Annotated in this window: 14 protein-coding genes; 11 read left to right on the forward strand and 3 right to left on the reverse strand. The window is 45.5% G+C overall.

Going from position 1 to position 16,061, the window contains the following annotated elements; translation table 11 throughout:
- Window positions 1-6: 6 nt before the first annotated feature.
- Together GTH32_RS09790 and GTH32_RS09795 are read left to right on the forward strand one after the other, a co-directional pair.
- The gene (locus GTH32_RS09790; protein ID WP_163085219.1) at window positions 7-687 is read left to right on the forward strand and encodes a response regulator transcription factor; all 681 of its coding nucleotides are present in this window, start codon (window positions 7-9) and stop codon (window positions 685-687) included.
- Window positions 680-1,981: a sensor histidine kinase gene (locus tag GTH32_RS09795; RefSeq protein ID WP_163085221.1), complete on the forward strand. Its 1,302-nt coding sequence runs from the start codon at window positions 680-682 to the stop codon at window positions 1,979-1,981. The genes GTH32_RS09790 and GTH32_RS09795 overlap by 8 nt, the downstream gene beginning before the upstream one ends.
- Before the next feature lie 119 nt (window positions 1,982-2,100).
- Here GTH32_RS09795 and GTH32_RS09800 read toward each other — a convergent pair whose 3' ends face one another.
- Window positions 2,101-2,646 carry a TIGR04211 family SH3 domain-containing protein gene (locus tag GTH32_RS09800; RefSeq protein ID WP_246223213.1) on the reverse strand — a complete coding sequence of 182 codons (546 nt, stop codon included), beginning with the start codon at window positions 2,644-2,646 and terminating at the stop codon, window positions 2,101-2,103.
- A gap of 234 nt (window positions 2,647-2,880) precedes the next feature.
- Here GTH32_RS09800 and GTH32_RS09805 point away from each other — a divergent pair, with 234 nt between their 5' ends.
- Window positions 2,881-4,383 carry a CYTH domain-containing protein gene (locus GTH32_RS09805; RefSeq protein WP_163085225.1) on the forward strand — a complete coding sequence of 501 codons (1,503 nt, stop codon included), beginning with the start codon at window positions 2,881-2,883 and terminating at the stop codon, window positions 4,381-4,383.
- A 32-nt stretch (window positions 4,384-4,415) separates the two neighbouring features.
- Window positions 4,416-5,492 carry a helix-turn-helix domain-containing protein gene (locus tag GTH32_RS09810; protein ID WP_163085227.1) on the forward strand — a complete coding sequence of 359 codons (1,077 nt, stop codon included), beginning with the start codon at window positions 4,416-4,418 and terminating at the stop codon, window positions 5,490-5,492.
- Between the two features lie 56 nt (window positions 5,493-5,548).
- On the opposite strand, the gene mutH is transcribed toward GTH32_RS09810, so the two are convergent.
- The gene (gene mutH, locus GTH32_RS09815; RefSeq protein ID WP_163085229.1) at window positions 5,549-6,223 is read right to left on the reverse strand and encodes a DNA mismatch repair endonuclease MutH; all 675 of its coding nucleotides are present in this window, start codon (window positions 6,221-6,223) and stop codon (window positions 5,549-5,551) included.
- Between the two features lie 114 nt (window positions 6,224-6,337).
- On the opposite strand from mutH, the gene rppH reads away from it, so the two are divergent.
- The 7 genes from rppH to GTH32_RS09850 all read left to right on the forward strand — a co-directional run bounded on the left by rppH (window position 6,338) and on the right by GTH32_RS09850 (window position 13,767).
- Window positions 6,338-6,880 carry an RNA pyrophosphohydrolase gene (rppH, locus tag GTH32_RS09820; protein WP_163085391.1) on the forward strand — a complete coding sequence of 181 codons (543 nt, stop codon included), beginning with the start codon at window positions 6,338-6,340 and terminating at the stop codon, window positions 6,878-6,880.
- 42 nt (window positions 6,881-6,922) lie between these two features.
- Entirely contained in the window at window positions 6,923-9,214 is a 2,292-nt protein-coding gene (gene ptsP / locus GTH32_RS09825) for a phosphoenolpyruvate--protein phosphotransferase (RefSeq protein WP_163085392.1), read from the forward strand.
- Window positions 9,215-9,301: 87 nt separating this feature from the next.
- A complete protein-coding gene (locus GTH32_RS09830; RefSeq protein ID WP_163085231.1) occupies window positions 9,302-10,108 on the forward strand; it encodes a sulfite exporter TauE/SafE family protein in 807 nt (268 codons plus the stop codon).
- A 4-nt stretch (window positions 10,109-10,112) separates the two neighbouring features.
- A complete protein-coding gene (gene lgt, locus GTH32_RS09835; RefSeq protein WP_163085233.1) occupies window positions 10,113-10,925 on the forward strand; it encodes a prolipoprotein diacylglyceryl transferase in 813 nt (270 codons plus the stop codon).
- 8 nt (window positions 10,926-10,933) lie between these two features.
- Entirely contained in the window at window positions 10,934-11,767 is an 834-nt protein-coding gene (locus GTH32_RS09840; RefSeq protein ID WP_163085235.1) for a thymidylate synthase, read from the forward strand.
- A gap of 15 nt (window positions 11,768-11,782) precedes the next feature.
- Window positions 11,783-12,802: a response regulator gene (locus GTH32_RS09845; protein WP_203565450.1), complete on the forward strand. Its 1,020-nt coding sequence runs from the start codon at window positions 11,783-11,785 to the stop codon at window positions 12,800-12,802.
- On the forward strand, window positions 12,802-13,767 hold the full coding sequence (locus GTH32_RS09850; RefSeq protein ID WP_163085239.1) for a sensor domain-containing diguanylate cyclase: 966 nt from the start codon (window positions 12,802-12,804) through the stop codon (window positions 13,765-13,767). The genes GTH32_RS09845 and GTH32_RS09850 overlap by 1 nt, the downstream gene beginning before the upstream one ends.
- A gap of 36 nt (window positions 13,768-13,803) precedes the next feature.
- On the opposite strand, the gene GTH32_RS09855 is transcribed toward GTH32_RS09850, so the two are convergent.
- Window positions 13,804-16,020: a hybrid sensor histidine kinase/response regulator gene (locus GTH32_RS09855; protein ID WP_163085241.1), complete on the reverse strand. Its 2,217-nt coding sequence runs from the start codon at window positions 16,018-16,020 to the stop codon at window positions 13,804-13,806.
- Window positions 16,021-16,061 lie beyond the last annotated feature (41 nt).

Here is a 16,061-nt window from a genome sequence, read left to right on the forward strand (position 1 = left end):
GACAGCATGAACCGCGTGTTATTGGTAGAAGATGATTTAGGTTTGGCGGGCAACATCCTCGATTATTTCGAGCTAGAAGATATGGTATGTGATCATGCCGCTAATGGCATCGCCGCAACCCACTTTCAACAGGCCAATCAATATGACGTGATAGTCTTAGATATTAATCTGCCAAGGATGGACGGCCTAAGTGTGTGTGAACACATACGTAACGAAGGCGACGACACCCCCGTCATAATGTTAACCGCGCGAGACCAGTTAGAAGACAAGCTGGCGGGGTTTAACAAAGGCGCTGATGATTATTTAGTTAAGCCTTTCGCCATGGCTGAATTAGTTGCCCGTGTAGGCGCATTGGCAAATCGGCGCTCTAGCAACGTGAACCAACTAAGGTTCGCTAATCTTACCCTTACGATCAAGCCACAGGTTGCAGAGGTAGAAGGTAGGCCAATAAAATTAAGTCCAATTACCTATGAGTTACTTAAGTGTTTAGTGCGCGCACAAGGCAACAGTGTGCCACGGGAGAAGCTGGTGGAGGCGGCGTGGGGCGAAGATGCGCCGGAAAGCAATGCGTTGAAAGTACACATGCACCACTTACGCAAGGCCCTTACGCAGGCCAAGGCGTCAGCACATATATTGTCGCGCCCCGGCGCCGGCTTTTATTTAACTACGGAGACCACGGATGGTTGAAGGTTTGCGCTTAAGCTTAAGAAAGTTCGTAATGTTAACGCTCCTTGCTGTAGGAAGCGTAATTATCGTATTGTTTTCGATTCAATCCGCTGACAGTTTTTTAGATGGTATGGATGGCATGCTAAGAACCAGCATGATGCAAGCCGCAAAACGCGTGCAAGTGACGCCCGGCAAGCCTACTAAAATTTTAGAATACCATATAGCAGCGACATATGAAGATGTACCTGAGGTTATAAAAGAGAGCTTTCCTCAAGCGTTTATAACGCCCAGAGCGCTGATGAAAAAAATTTATAAGCCAAATATATTTGAACGTCCCCTCTCGGCATCATTTTTGGTTATGGTACCGCAACCAAATGGCCAAAAAGTGTATGTTTCTCAGCGTTTTACTGCGCCGCCAATAGAAACTGAAAAGCGCTTTAGAATTAACCACCAGATGCATAGCATTTTGGTGGGTGTTGCTGCGCTTGTTGCCTTCTCAATCGCACTTTTACTGTTGTTACGCTCGGTGTCTCGGCCTGTTGAGTCGTTACAGGCTTGGGCCGCAAGCCTTGACGAAAGCCATCTAGATAAGCCTATACCAGACTTCCGTTACACAGAATTAAATGCCTTAGCTACTATTATTCACAGTAGCTTACAGCGGGTGAAGCAAACCGTTGAGCGAGAACGTGAATTTGTTAACCATGCCAGTCACGAGCTCCGCACCCCTATCGCAGTGGTGCGAAGCAGTATTGAATTATTGTATAGAGTGGTCGATGTAGAAAATAGCAAAGGCCGAAATGCCGTGTCGCGCATAGATAGCGCCGCTAAAACCATGGCAGATCTTACTGAAACATTACTTTGGTTAGGGCGCGAGAACGGTAATGAACTTGCGATTAGTGAGGTAGATGTTGCTACCTTGGTGAAAACGTTAGTTGATGATTTGATGTATTTGTTGCAAGGAAAATCTGTATCGGTAACACTAAATTTAGATCACTGTGTTAAGGCGATGCCAGCAACCGCCGCGCAAATAGTCATAGGCAACGTTATTCGCAACGCATTTCAACATACCTATCAAGGTAAGGTGGTCATATCACTAACGGAAGATACGCTAATAGTGTCTAATTTTGAAGATAACCCTGCCTCTTCATCCTATTTATCCCCTAAAGGTGCAGAAATGGGAGAAGGGTTTGGTATTGGCTTGAAGCTCATCGACAAACTGACACAAAAATTAAATTGGGGATATCACCCAGAACACAGCAAGCAAGGCTATACAGTGGTTTTAGCTATGCACGCTGTAAATCAGTTGCCGAAATAACCTTTACTGGCCCCTCGCGGTTTTTATGAGCAGAGTAAACTACAAAAGGGGAAGCGTTCTGCTTCCCCTTTTAAACTTCTATGTTTTAACCCTGACTTAGCCGAGTTCGATTTCAGGTGTTACATCCACTCTTTGCTACGGTTGCGCTTTTTGGGTAAATAGGTAAGAAATACGCCTAATAGAATACCCGCGCCTGCCACCATACCGCCACGTGTAAACCATGTTACTAACTCGTCTTTATCGGCACGCTCAACCTGTGCAGTCAAACGAGAGACTTCGCTGGCTTGTTGTTCAGTCTGTGTTGTGAGTTGCGTTACTTTTTGTCGTGCATCATTAAGTTGCTGGCGTAAGCGCGCGTTTTCCTGCTGTACCTGCTGAAGGTTCGCTTGGCTGTCGGCTAGCTGTTCGCTGATCATAGGTAACTGTTCAGATTGTGACATAGTCGTGGTCACAAACTTCGACTCCACCCATCCCGTACGGTCTTGATTATCCTTAATTTGAGTGTACTCGGTATCGCTATCGCTACCTAGTACAGTAACCGGCGTACCAGCTTCAACAGAGCCCAGAATACGGTAATTGCGGCTGGGGCCTGTGTGCATGAAAATAAACAAATCGTCACGAATATAATGTGACGACGAGGCTTCTAACGGGGGTGTATCTTGCAAGGCAAATGCCTGGCATGAGCATGCAAAAAGGGCAAAAGATAACCACTTTCGAATCATAGGTAGTCCAAATACTCGTCTAAAACATGAAGATGGTATTGGTTGACCGCCATAAAGGCAAGTTTGTTCCACTTTTGTCTAATTTTAGTTTGTGGGATACGCTATCATACAGGGCGTTGCGAAACCCTAATCGCACAGGTAAGGTTGTAATATAACAAAAGGTGTCTGCGCACAATTATGTCTGAAATCGAATTGAAGTTTGTTTCTCATCACGATGCCCACCAAGCATTTTCTAGCCAGGTGTTACCCTTATTTGAAAAGCATAATGTGGCGTTGATCTCCCACCACGAAATGCGCCTTGAGAACGATTATTACGACACCCCGCAGCATGACTTTCAACAACATAAAATGGGGTTTCGGGTTCGTGGAAATAACGGTGAGTATGAGCAAACCTTAAAAACCAATGGTAAAGTAAGCGGTGGCTTACACCAGCGCGCCGAATACAATGTTCCGCTTGAACAGCCAACCCCAAACCTAGCGTTGTTTGACAGCAAGGTGTGGCCAGACGGCTGGACGGTAAAAGACAATGACGTGCTAGAACGACAATTTAGTACTCACTTTACCCGTCACGCTTATGTGGTCGAAGTACAAAATAGTCGTGTTGAAGTAGTGTTAGATTGTGGACAAGCCATAACTAACAAAGCAAATTCAGCGATCAATGAGATAGAGCTTGAATTACAAGAAGGCGAGATAGATAGTTTATTTGTGTTAGCGCAATTGATTAATCAAGTGATGGATGTGCGCCTAAGTGATGTTTCTAAAGCGGCGCAAGGCTATCAGTTATTACACGGTTTAACGGCCAAAATACGACCACTGCCCGATTTCTTAGCCCTTTCCACAGAAACCACCACTGAAGAAGCATTTTCTCGCGCTATTCAATTAGCACTTGCACATTGGCAGCATCACGAGCATTTATTTATCGAAACCGGTTCTATTAAAATGCTCAGCGAAGTCGCCAAGAGTATACGGTTACTCCTGCAAAGTGTGTCTCTCTACTTGCCTGTATTACAGTGCCCTGAATTACTCGCATTACACAGAAAGCTAATAGCCTATGCACAACAATGGGCATGGCAAGACGACTTACAAAGTTTGCGTTATTTATTGTCCAAAAAAAGCCTCTTTTACAAAACCCTTACTAAGCATGCGGGAATTGTAAGTTACCTGCAGGGCCGCAAGGCGGGGTTGGTTCATGCGCATGATCCAGCAAGCTTGTTTTTTGACGCCATGGCTACCGAAATTAAACTAAACGCCATAGATATAATCAGTAAGCAACCCTGGCGCGATTCTGCCACAGGATATCAACTACCCGTGTTAGAGCATGCCAAAGGCTGGCTTTCGCAGGGGTGGCAAACGGTACAGCAAAGTATGCCAGTGAATAAACCTATGGGGCCATCCAATTACTCGGCCGTAGAGGTAATGTTACGACAAACCTTATGGAGTGGCTTTTTATTAGGTGACTTATTTGTTGAAGAAAGAGGCAACTTTAGAGCGCCGTGGCTAGATTTACTTACCGGTATCGATGAGCTTAACGCCTTGCTGATGTTACGTCAGGCTGTGCAGGAAGCTGAGTTAGAAAACCAAGCTGAATTAAGTAAATGGACCAGTGACAAGCTTACAACGCTTATCAAAGTAATGGAGCGTACACGTTCAGTCGCTATGCAAAAAGATATTTATTGGTAAGCAATGAAAACACTGACAAGGAAGTATTGGATATGGGTTTAGAGTCAGTATTTCACTACGCTTTATATGCCATGTTAGTAGGCTATGTAGTCATTGTGGGGCGTTTTATTTATTATAGTCGGCGCCTAACAAATGCCGTTTGGCTGCTGATGGCAATTGTGAGTTGGCCGCTGTTTATGCTCGATGAGTGGTTACGCATGTGGCAACTATCATCATTGTCGCATCTGTTCGGCTTATCTGATGTATTTGCTGTTCTACTGATAAGTGCGATATACCGTGTGGTACTACCTAAGCTTGTTGCCGCGCCTAAGTGGCGGTGGTGGTTATGGGGGCCCTTAGTGGTAACCCTGTTATTGCAAAGCACGGTATTGTTGTTGCCGTCAGTTGAAAAATCAGCGTGGTTAGTTTCTTCGCCAATTGGCGCTCCACTCATTTTATGGCCAGCTTATATTACACCGCTATTAACGGGCTTTAGTGTGCTCTTGTTAGGCATCTTAATTACCGAACAACTACAAATGTATCATCGTTACCTGTCATACCAAGTGGTTGATCCCCACGATTTTCGCATCCGAAAGGTGACAGGTATTATGGGCAGCACCGTAGGGGTAGCCTTTATGGGGATACTGCTAGTAACAGCAGCAACCTTTGGCTTTTTCTCCATACCCTATTGGCAAAGTTTGTTTCACTTTATTCTCGGTTTGCCGCTACTGGTGGCTTTGTTTTGTTTAACTAAGCCGCTAAAAACCTCCCCCTCACCGCTAGATTATCAACGGCTTAATGCTGGGGGTCTTACTTCTGCTGAAATGTGCGCAGCCATAGCGCGCGCTGAAAGAACCATGATAGATAGCAAAGCCTATAAACAATTAGGGTTAACATTAACCGACTTCTGTCGGCGGGCTGAGCTAGATGCCACTAGCTTAGCGCTAGCCTTGCAAGTTGAACGTAAACAAAACTTCCGCCGGTTTGTGTATCAATACAGACTCGATTATGCCAAGAAGGTGTTGTTAAGAACTGATACCAACATTGCTAACGTGGCAAAACGCTTAGGCCTTAATTCGGATAAATTCTTAGGTGAAGTTATGGTAAAGCACTTTAAGAACAACCAGTAAAGAGGGGGCACTAGCACATCTTGCCGACACTTAAAGCTCACGCATAACCCAATATTTTACGAGAATGCGTTAAACAAAATATGTTCAGTGAAAGATTTGCGCAGGTAAAAGCCCCGGGGCCGCGTTTTAATGCGTTGCCCTTCTGCGTCAAGGGCGTCGGTAAGTACCTTACCGTTTGCCGCTTTTGGGCGAATATGTAGAGCAATACCTTGGCGTGAGGTAATTGATTCCACCTGTCCCATTAAAATTTGCTCGGTTAACTCTTCCCAGTCTTGCTGCAATATAGCGTTTTGTTGCTCATCGGGCTGCCAAAAAAAACCACTCGCCACCCGGCGCTGTGCTAAGGGAATTTGTCTGTCGCCTTCCACCGGCAACCATAAAACCTGTTGCAGTTTGTTTCTTACATTACTGGTTTGCCATGTAATGCCCGGTTGCATCAACAAGGGGGCGAAGCACACATATGTCGTCTCTAAAGGACGAAAGTTCCCATCAATAGGAATGGTCTTAAGCTCAATACCAAGCTCAGGAAAGTCTTGTTGCGGCTTAGAGCCCGCTGTTGCGCCTAGCCACTTTTCAATTAGCATGCCCGGCCAGCCTTTGTGTCGTTGTAAGTTTGCAGGAATAGCAACTTCAGCGAGCTCGGCTAGCTCGCCTAACGATAGACCTGCGATGGCGCTGCAGCGGTCGAGTAAATCGACAGGAGAAGAGGGTGGCGTTGTTGGTGGACGCATAAAAAGCTCAGTTATTTGGTCAAGAAAAGCATGTATTTCGATTAATGCTTTGAATGCTGTATATATTATGGAAGAATGCAAGAATATAAAAGTATAGTGTGCCCGGGAGTCTATGTGATAGATGCCGATGGATTCCGTGCGAATGTGGGCATAGTGATTTGCAACAAAATGGGTCAAATATTTTGGGCAAGGCGTTATGGCCAACATTCATGGCAGTTCCCTCAAGGCGGAATTGATGAAGGGGAATCTGCCGAACAAGCGATGTTTCGCGAGTTGTACGAGGAAGTGGGGCTGACATCGAAAGATGTCACCATTTTAAGTGTTACGCGAAATTGGCTTAGATATAAGCTACCTAAACGGTTAATTCGTCAGGGGAGCAATCCGGTCTGTATAGGCCAGAAACAAAAATGGTTCCTGCTGCAGTTAGACTGTAATGAGCGGGACGTGAATGTATTGAAAACGGGCCACCCGGAATTTGACGATTGGCGTTGGGTAAGCTACTGGTACCCCATCAGAAATGTAGTGTCGTTTAAACGGGACGTATATCGAAGGGTGATGAAAGAGTTTGCGCCTGTAGTGATGGCAAACCAGCAGCGACCTCAACAACGTCAACACAGTACATCGCAACGTCGTGGTAAAAAGCGCCGACGCGGATAAGTGAAGGAGTATTAGGTGGCGACTCAGGGAAAAACCGGCGCAATGCTAACCACATTGAAGCAAATAGTGCAGGAAATGAACCGTATTCCTGCGCTCGATACCGCCTTATTTCGCCTAGCCTCTAGGGTTAAACAAACCTTAGGCGTGAACTCGTGCTCTATTTATTTAGCCGATGATGAGGCACAAGTTTTCACCCTTAAAGCCACCGATGGGTTACACCCCGATGCCGTAGAGTTAGTGCGCATCGGGTATGCTGAAGGTCTCATTGGATTAGTCGGTCAGCGAGAAGAGCCGCTTAACATTGCGAATGCCCAACATCATCCTCGCTTTAAACATTACCCCGAAGTAAAAGAAGACAACTACAATGCGTTTTTAGGGACGCCGATTATCCATCAGCGCAAAGTTCTTGGCGTGATTACGTTGCAGCAAAGTGAAATGCGCCGCTTCAGCGAAGATGAAGAAGCCTTCTTGGTTACCTTAGCCGCCCAGTTAGCCTTGGAAATTACCAATGCAGATATACGAGGGGCACTGAACAATACTTCTAGTATTGAAACTATTGTTCAACAAAAGAATGTACGTGGTATCGCTGGCTCGCCTGGTCTGGCTATAGGCGTGGGCTTTGCCCCAGACAAATCGGTTAATTTAAAAAATTACGTCATAAAACGAAGCGCTTCCCCTGCCACAGAAATTCAGTTGTATCGCAAAGGGGTTGAAGTTACCCGCGAACATGTAGATAACCTTTCTCATCGTCTTGATGAAGGCATACCTGATGATGTTAAGGCAATATTTCAGCTTTATCACCAATTACTAGACGCCAATAGCCTAGGGCGCGAAGTAGAAGAAAAAATACGTGAAGGTTGGGAAGCAGGGTCAGCGCTTAAAATGGTTGTGGACGGTTATGCTGCGCGCTTTCAAGCGATGGATGACCCTTATATGCAAGAACGGGCGATTGATATTGTCGATCTCTCCGACCGCATATTGGCCAACATCTTAATTGAGGCTAATGGTAAGGTAAACGAAGAGCGCCAAGCTATCCAACCCAGTATCTTAGTGGCTGAAGAAGTATCGGCCACAATGCTTGCCGAATTTCCACGTCAGCATCTTAAAGGTATTATTTCTATTCGTGGGTCGAATAACTCACATGCTGCTATTCTCGCTAGGGCTATGGGTGTGCCTGCGGTTATGGGATGTCAGAGTGTCTCGCCATCGCTGTTAGAAGGAAAGGAGATACTGCTCGACGGTTATGCCGGTGAAGTGATTATTTCGCCAGAACGAAATATAAAGGCCGAATTTACCCAGCTTATTGAAGAAGAGTCTGCGATCACCGAGCGAATCGATGCAGAAGCAGGGCAACCCTGCGAAAGTGTTGATGGGTGTAGGATGTCGTTGTACATCAATGCAGGGCTGTCGGCAGATGTCGAATCTAACGCTGATGGGATAGGCTCGGGTATTGGTTTATACCGCACCGAAATTCCCTTTATGCTAAGAGAGCGCTTTCCTTCTGAACAAGAGCAGGTGGAGTTATATCGTCAGGTATTAGAGTCGGCGCCTAATCTTCCCATTACCATGCGTACCCTCGATGTGGGCGGCGATAAGCCACTTCCCTATTTTCCTATAAACGAAGAAAACCCCTTCTTAGGCTGGCGGGGAGTAAGACTTACACTGGATCACCCCGAAATATTTTTGGTTCAGGTGCGCGCTATGCTGCGCGCCAGCATAGGCTTTAAAAACCTACAAATTATGTTACCAATGATTTCAACGGTTGGCGAAGTGCAAGAAGCGAAGCGATTGATAAATCAGGCTTACTTAGAAATTTGTGATGAAGTGCATGAAACGGGGGAGCGTCCGAACCGTCCGAAGCTTGGTATCATGTTAGAAGTTCCCTCAGTATTATACCAGCTACCTCAGCTTGCTAAGCATGTAGACTTTTTCTCCGTGGGCAGTAATGATCTTACCCAATACTTGCTAGCAGTAGATAGAAACAATACGCGAGTAGCAAGCTTATACAACAGCTATCACCCCGCAGTGCTTGGCGCGTTATACGACATAGTACAACAAGCCAACAATAACAATATTCCGGTAACTATCTGTGGCGAAATCGCCGGTGAGCCAGCCGGGGCAATCTTATTGATGGGCATGGGCTATCGAAAGCTGAGTATGAGTGCGTTTAATTTGCGCAAGATAAATTGGTTAATAAGAAAAGTTACGTTAGAAGAGAGCAAACAACTATTAGCGCTCGCGCTAACCTCTATTAGTCATGAAGAGGTTTTTAGCCATCTTAATGAGTATTTGGAAACGAAAGGTTTAGGTGGGCTTATCCGCGCAGGTGCTTAGCTTATTGGGGTTGCTAACGGTCGTGTAAAGTAAAGTAAAGCGGGGAGGTGTTGTGATACCCTTATTCGTGTTAAACAAGGAAGCACAATGGAACCCGTGGTAGTGATATTTATAAGTTGTTTAGCTCTTGGCCTCATAGTGGGGTTACTCGCCGGTATGTTAGGTATAGGCGGGGGGCTTATCATTGTGCCTATGTTGTCCTATATGCTTATCCATTTCGCGGGAATGACAACTGAAAACGTAATGCCCGTGGCCATCGCCACTTCCTTGTCGACGATTATCTTTACCGGCTCGGCTTCAGCGCTTGCCCACTATCGTCTAGGTAATATTCATCGGCCTTTAGTGCTTTATACGGGCGTAGGGGTAGCTATGGGGGCTATTGTGGGGGCACAGGTTGCCAGCCATATCTCCGGTGTATTGTTAAAAGATATTTTTGCGGTACTGGTTATCATAATTGCCTTGCAAATGGTGTTTGGTAAACAGAAGACGTCAGACAATGCGGCCACTCCTTTATCGTTAGGTGGCATAGGCGCCGGTACCGGAATTGTTAGCGCCCTTATGGGTATAGGCGGGGGCGCTTTATTGGTTCCAGCTTTGGTGTGGTTTAAAGTAAATATACGCCGTGCGATAGGATGCGCGGCATTTAGTGGCTTAATTATCGCTATTTTTGGCACTGTGAGTTTTATCGCCACAGGGTGGAGTAAACCTGGGCTACCGGAAGGGAGCTTAGGCTATGTATTTTTACCGGCAACTGCTGGTATTGTGGCAACATCTGTATTTACAGCCTCGCTTGGCGCGAAATTAGGGCAAAGAGTGAACACCAAGGTGTTAAAGGCAATACTGGCCTGTTTACTGGTAGTAGTAAGCATTAAAATGATTTCAGGATTAGAATAAACATATGGTTGAAAGCAGTTATCTGGTTTTTCCAAGTATCGACCCAGTTATTTTTAGCATTGGGCCGTTAAGCGTACGTTGGTACGGGGTCATGTATTTAGTGGGCTTCGTCGCCGCCTATTTGTTAGCGCAAAAGCGCTTATCACAAACGAAGTGGACGCGAGACCAATTAAGCGATTTATTGTTCTGGAGCTTTGTCGGTGTAATTATCGGTGGGCGAGTGGGCTATGTGTTCTTCTACCAGTTTTCTATGTTTCTTGATAACCCTTTGTATTTGTTTAAAATATGGGCGGGAGGAATGTCGTTTCACGGCGGATTGCTAGGAGTTTTAGCGGCCTTGCTGTGGCAGGCAAAACGAATGAAAAGTACCTTCTTGCAGGTGGGCGACTTTGTCGCGCCATTGGTGCCTATTGGCTTGGGCGCAGGGCGTATTGGTAATTTTTTAAATGCAGAGTTATGGGGGCGCACAACAGATGTGCCTTGGGCGATTATCTTTCCAAATGCAGGGAATGTTCCGCGTCACCCCTCGCAGCTATATGAATTTGCGTTAGAAGGTGTCGTACTATTTGTCATATTGTGGCTTTATTCTGCTAAACCGCGGCCAACAGGGGCAGTAAGTGGGTTATTTTTGCTTGGCTATGGTAGTTTTAGATTTATTGTCGAATACTTTAGGCAGCCCGATGCCCATATTGGTTTGTACTCAATGGGGCTGAGCCAAGGACAATTACTGTGTCTGCCCATGATAATATTAGGGCTAGGCCTCATTTTTTGGGCTTATAAGCGCAGTAGCAAACATGTTGAAAACAGCAAGATATAAGAAGAATAATGAAAGAATATCTTAACCTAATGCGCCATGTTCGAGACAATGGCGTAAAGAAAGAAGACCGAACAGGAACGGGTACTTTAAGCGTGTTTGGTTACCAGATGCGGTTTAACTTACAAGAAGGTTTCCCTCTTGTTACCACTAAAAAGTGTCACTTAAAGTCGATTATTCACGAGCTTCTATGGTTTCTTCAAGGCGACACCAATATTGCGTACCTAAAACAAAATGGCGTACGAATTTGGGATGAGTGGGCCACAGATGACGGTGAATTAGGTCCGATTTATGGTCACCAATGGCGCAGTTGGGAACGCGGAGACGGCACATCAGTAGATCAAATCGCTGAAGTGATCGAACAAATTAAAACTAATCCTGACTCTCGCCGACTCATCGTTAGCGGGTGGAATCCGGCGGTGCTGCCCGATACCAATTATTCTCCAAAAGAAAACGCGGCGATGGGGAAACAAGCATTACCCCCTTGCCATACGTTATTCCAATTTTACGTGTTAGATGGAAAGCTGAGCTGTCAGCTATACCAGCGTAGCGGTGATATTTTCCTCGGTGTACCTTTCAATATCGCCAGCTATGCGTTACTAACAATGATGGTAGCGCAAGTCTGTAATTTAGCACCGGGCGATTTTATCCATACGCTTGGCGATGCACATTTATACAGCAACCACTTAGAGCAAGTGGAGCTGCAGCTAAGTCGTACGCCCTATGCTCCGCCTACCATGAAGTTGAATCCAAAAGTAGATGACATCTTCGGGTTTAGTATTGACGATTTTACGTTAGAGAACTACCAATGCCATCCTCACATTAAAGCCCCCGTTGCTATCTAAGGAGACAATGTGACTATGCATGTTTTAATCTGCGATGACTCGGGTTTTGCAAGACGTCAAATGGCGCGCTGCATTCCAGATGGTTGGGATGTTGAGATAGCGTTTGCTGAGCATGGTGAAGAGGCGCTCGAGCTAATACGTGCAGGAAAGGGGGACGTACTCTTTCTTGATCTAAACATGCCAGTCATGGATGGCTATGAAACTATGGCGCAAATTCGTCAGCACGATTTACCCTGTATGGTAATTGTGGTTTCGGGCGATGTTCAAGCGCAAGCGCGCGCGAAAATGCTGAGTTTAGGCGCGATAGACTTTATCCGTAAGCCAATAGACAACGAGAAGCTGTCTGAGATTCTAGCCGCTTACGGTATCTATAATGGAGATATCAGTGCTGATAACCGCCATGTAGAAAGTATGGCACCAACCAGTGCACCGTTTGACGAAAAACTGGATGCCTATCGCGAAATGGTAAACATTGCGATGGGCCGTGCAGGCGAAAACCTAGCGCAGTTGCTAGGTGAATTTATCGATCTCCCCATTCCAAATGTTAACTTGTTAGAAAGTAACGAGTTATCAATGGCGATAGCAGAAATAAACCAAAACGAAAGTGTTTCTGCGGTATCAAAAGGCTTTGTAAGCGGCGGGATCCGCGGCGAAGCGCTGGTTATCTTTAACGATACCAACACACAAAATATTGTAGAGCTTTTGAAGTATGATACTTACGAATCGTCAGGTAACGTCGAACTCGAAGCGCTAATGGATGTCTCTAATATATTAACGGGCGCCTGTTTAAATGGCTTAGCCGAGCAATTAGACCTTTCTTTCAGCCTTACTCACCCAGTATTACTTGGGCAACACCAAGGACTTGCGGCTTTGCTAAGCGACAACGTGAAGAAATGGGGTAAGGTGATGGCGGTAGAAATAGGTTACGCAATTAAAGCCCGCAATATTTCTTTTGACCTCTTGTTGTTGTTCCCCGATAAAGCGATGGATGAAATTTATTCCCGCCTCGTTGGTGTAAACAAGGAGCACAAATAATGGAAAACCCCGCAAGCCCCCACTCAATTCCCGCTGAGTTAATTGATGCCATCGACGTAGGCATTGTTGTGCTTGATAAACACTTTCGTGTGGAGGTATGGAATAAATTTATGGAAAACCATGCATCCATTGCGCCGAAGGCGATAATCGGCGATCTTATTTTCAACCACTTCCCGGAAATAGATGAAGGCTGGATGCGGGTTAAGTCTGGCCCTGTTTTTAATTTACGTAGCCCGGTATTTATTATTTGGGAGCAGCGCCAGTATCTATTTAAATTTGGTGCTAACAGGCCTGTTACCTGTGATGCCACAGATATGTACCAAAACGTTACTATGGTGCCCCTTGTCAATGATGACGGCGCGGTAGAGCGCTTTTGCATTATGGTGTATGACGTTACCGATCAGGCGCTAAGTAAAAGAGGCATGGCGCGTTTAAATGACGAACTGAAAACCGCCAGCCGAGTCGATGGGCTCACCGGGTTATTTAACCGTCGCTATTGGCAAGAGCGATTTGAGCAAGCGTTTAAATTAGCCAAACGTCAAGATACCCCGAGCACTGCCATGATGGTGGATATCGATCACTTTAAAAAAGTAAACGATACCTATGGCCACCAAGCAGGAGACAAAGTTATCCAAGCATTGGCTGCGTTGATCAAACGCTGTGTGCGGGAAACCGATTTGGCGGGGCGCTATGGCGGTGAAGAATTCGCCATTATCTTAACCGACTCGCCTGTAAGTTGTGCCACTACCGTTGCGCAACGTATAAGACGCCTTGCCGAAGCCACCCCAGTGGAGCACGAAGGGCAAACTATTCGATTTACCATAAGTCTTGGGTTAGCAGAATTCTCTCATGATGCTAAAAGCCCATTGGCATGGCTTGAGCAAGCTGACAAAGCGTTATACGACTCAAAGCAAGGGGGCCGCAACCGCTATTCTATCTATACATCTAGCGAAAACGAAGAGTAGTTGTTCTGCCACCCAGCTACATCGTATGTAGGGGTGTTAGCGCCCCCTAGGGTGAAAAAGAGAAAGTCGCAAGGTGTTTTTAAGCTCCTGAAAGGTAACCGGTTTTACCAAGTGATACCGTATGCCGGCTTTCGCACTTTCTTCTTTGTCTCGCCTGTGAGCATTGGCGGTAAGTGCTATAATGGGTAAGTCTGGCCACTGCTCTTTTAGGATTCTCGCCACTTCTAAGCCACTCATATCCCGTAAGTTAATATCTAACAATACCGCGTCGAAACGGCTTTCCTTCGCCGCAATAATCGCCTCTTCTCCGGAATTAACCGTGGTGGGAATATGACCCATACACTGCATCATATTCTCTACCAATTCAGCATTAATGGGTTCATCTTCTACGACTAAAATACGCGCTTTGGTTACGCTTTCGCCTGAGAATTCCCGCGGGTGGACTAAGTGTCGTAGGGTATCGATAATGCGATTTCTATCTATAGGTTTCACAAACGATTGCCATACCTCTACCTCGCTACCGGCAATAATATTGGCAATGTCGGGGGTTGCTGATAGCACAATAATAGGAGGCGTTCGTTCTCCATACATAGCATTGAGAGTACGCACCAATTCTACCCCGTTCATACCTGGCATATACAAATCGATAAAAATCGCGGTAAATTGAAGAAGCTCATCCCGTAATTGTAGTAAGTCAGAACCCGATGCAAAGCAGCGACTCGTATAACCTTCGTTACTAATAATATTTTGAATATGAAGACGCGATATTTCCAAATCATCCACAATAGCAAAGCGTGCTCCGCTAACTTGGTTTTTCGGCTCGCTGGCCGCTGAGATAGGGCTAATAGGAATATGTACAGTAAACTCAGAGCCCAACCCAGGTTCACTGTTTACTTCAATTGTACCGCCTAAACGCTCGAGAGATTTTTTCACTACCGCAAGGCCAATACCCGCTCCCGGATAGCGTTGATTGTGGGGGTGATCCCCACGGTAAAATCGATTGAATATTTGCTTCTTGGCTTTTTCATCCATGCCTACCCCAGAGTCGACAACCTTAACTACAAGGTAAACCTTTTTATCTTTAACCTGTGTCGTAATACTAATATCAATGAGGCCGTTATCAGTAAACTTAACCGCATTATCAAGCACGTTCTTAAGTACGTTAGAAATTAATACAGCATCGCCTTCAATGTATTGCGGTACGCTATGACTGCAATGCATACCAAATTCCACTTGGTTATTTTTGACCTGTACCGAAATTGGTGAGATACATTCGTCAAGTAAACTAATTAAATCAATGTCGTTATGTGCGATAGTGTCTGAGGCATCGCCGCTTAGAATATCGAGGAGGTTGTTAGTGAGGTTTAACAAGCGATAACATGACAGTTCGGCTTGTTGTATTAGCTTACCCTGTTGCGCCTCTGGCATATTAGGCATAAGCTCTAAAGCGGTAATAATAGCACTGATCGGCGCCCTAAATTCATGGCTCATTAAGCTAAGAAATTTCTTTTTGCCGCTATCTAAATCGGTATAAACCTCCTCGTTAGTTTGACTATAGGCTGCTGCCAACCCGCCAGCTTTATTCGCGCTGGTTGATTTGAAAATGCGAGAAGTAGCAAGCAGCCAGTAACTTATTATGCCTATGCAAACAATAATGAGGGTGAGCCCAAGTGCTGTCTGCAAATGACCTTTGGCTGCGTGCTCTCGCTTTAGTAGCGTTTGTTCCTGTACCTGAAGCTGGGTAATAATCGTTGAAAGAGGCAGTTCATCCATCAACAGCCGTTTCACATCTGCGCTAGGGGCATGTACCAAGGTACGCAGTAAGTTTAGTAAGCCGACTAACTGCGCATTAGTGTCTTTCGTGGAAAGGCTGTCTCGGTAGCTGGGAAATTCTTGCTGGCTAATGTTACTTCGGCTAAATTTAACCGCGGCGCTATTTGCCGTGCTATCCGAAGTGAAGTTTAGATAATCAGAGAGATAGTAATCTGCCTCTGTTGTTAGCGAAAGCAGGTGGCGTTGTAACACGCTGGCGGCATCATCATCTAAAGAGTGGTAATAGTTATCTATCTGCCTTTCTATGTTGTAAAGCGAATTTTCAATGCCGTTCACTGAAGTGAGAGAGGCATGCATTTTCTCTTGTTTATGAAGGATAAAATAAACATAGCTAAATGCACACAGCGTGATACTGAGTAATACTAAAACAATAAGAGAATGCCGCCTGGCGGACATACCTTGGGGTGTATTTTCGCGCATATTAACTCCATGTCTATATACCCTTAGTTCACCTATTACAT

Source organism: Alteromonas profundi, from assembly GCF_010500865.1.
GTDB lineage: Bacteria > Pseudomonadota > Gammaproteobacteria > Enterobacterales > Alteromonadaceae > Alteromonas > Alteromonas profundi.

What these genes read in the sequence shown, in the direction of transcription:
- GTH32_RS09790 (WP_163085219.1), top strand. Translation starts at nt 7, where the DNA reads ATGAACCGCGTGTTATTGGTAGAAGATGATTTAGGTTTGGCGGGCAAC.
- GTH32_RS09795 (WP_163085221.1), top strand. Translation starts at nt 680, where the DNA reads ATGGTTGAAGGTTTGCGCTTAAGCTTAAGAAAGTTCGTAATGTTAACG.
- GTH32_RS09805 (WP_163085225.1), top strand. Translation starts at nt 2,881, where the DNA reads ATGTCTGAAATCGAATTGAAGTTTGTTTCTCATCACGATGCCCACCAA.
- GTH32_RS09810 (WP_163085227.1), top strand. Translation starts at nt 4,416, where the DNA reads ATGGGTTTAGAGTCAGTATTTCACTACGCTTTATATGCCATGTTAGTA.
- mutH (WP_163085229.1), bottom strand. Translation starts at nt 6,223, where the DNA reads ATGCGTCCACCAACAACGCCACCCTCTTCTCCTGTCGATTTACTCGAC.
- ptsP (WP_163085392.1), top strand. Translation starts at nt 6,923, where the DNA reads ATGCTAACCACATTGAAGCAAATAGTGCAGGAAATGAACCGTATTCCT.
- GTH32_RS09830 (WP_163085231.1), top strand. Translation starts at nt 9,302, where the DNA reads ATGGAACCCGTGGTAGTGATATTTATAAGTTGTTTAGCTCTTGGCCTC.
- lgt (WP_163085233.1), top strand. Translation starts at nt 10,113, where the DNA reads ATGGTTGAAAGCAGTTATCTGGTTTTTCCAAGTATCGACCCAGTTATT.
- GTH32_RS09840 (WP_163085235.1), top strand. Translation starts at nt 10,934, where the DNA reads ATGAAAGAATATCTTAACCTAATGCGCCATGTTCGAGACAATGGCGTA.
- GTH32_RS09845 (WP_203565450.1), top strand. Translation starts at nt 11,783, where the DNA reads ATGCATGTTTTAATCTGCGATGACTCGGGTTTTGCAAGACGTCAAATG.
- GTH32_RS09850 (WP_163085239.1), top strand. Translation starts at nt 12,802, where the DNA reads ATGGAAAACCCCGCAAGCCCCCACTCAATTCCCGCTGAGTTAATTGAT.
- GTH32_RS09855 (WP_163085241.1), bottom strand. Translation starts at nt 16,020, where the DNA reads ATGCGCGAAAATACACCCCAAGGTATGTCCGCCAGGCGGCATTCTCTT.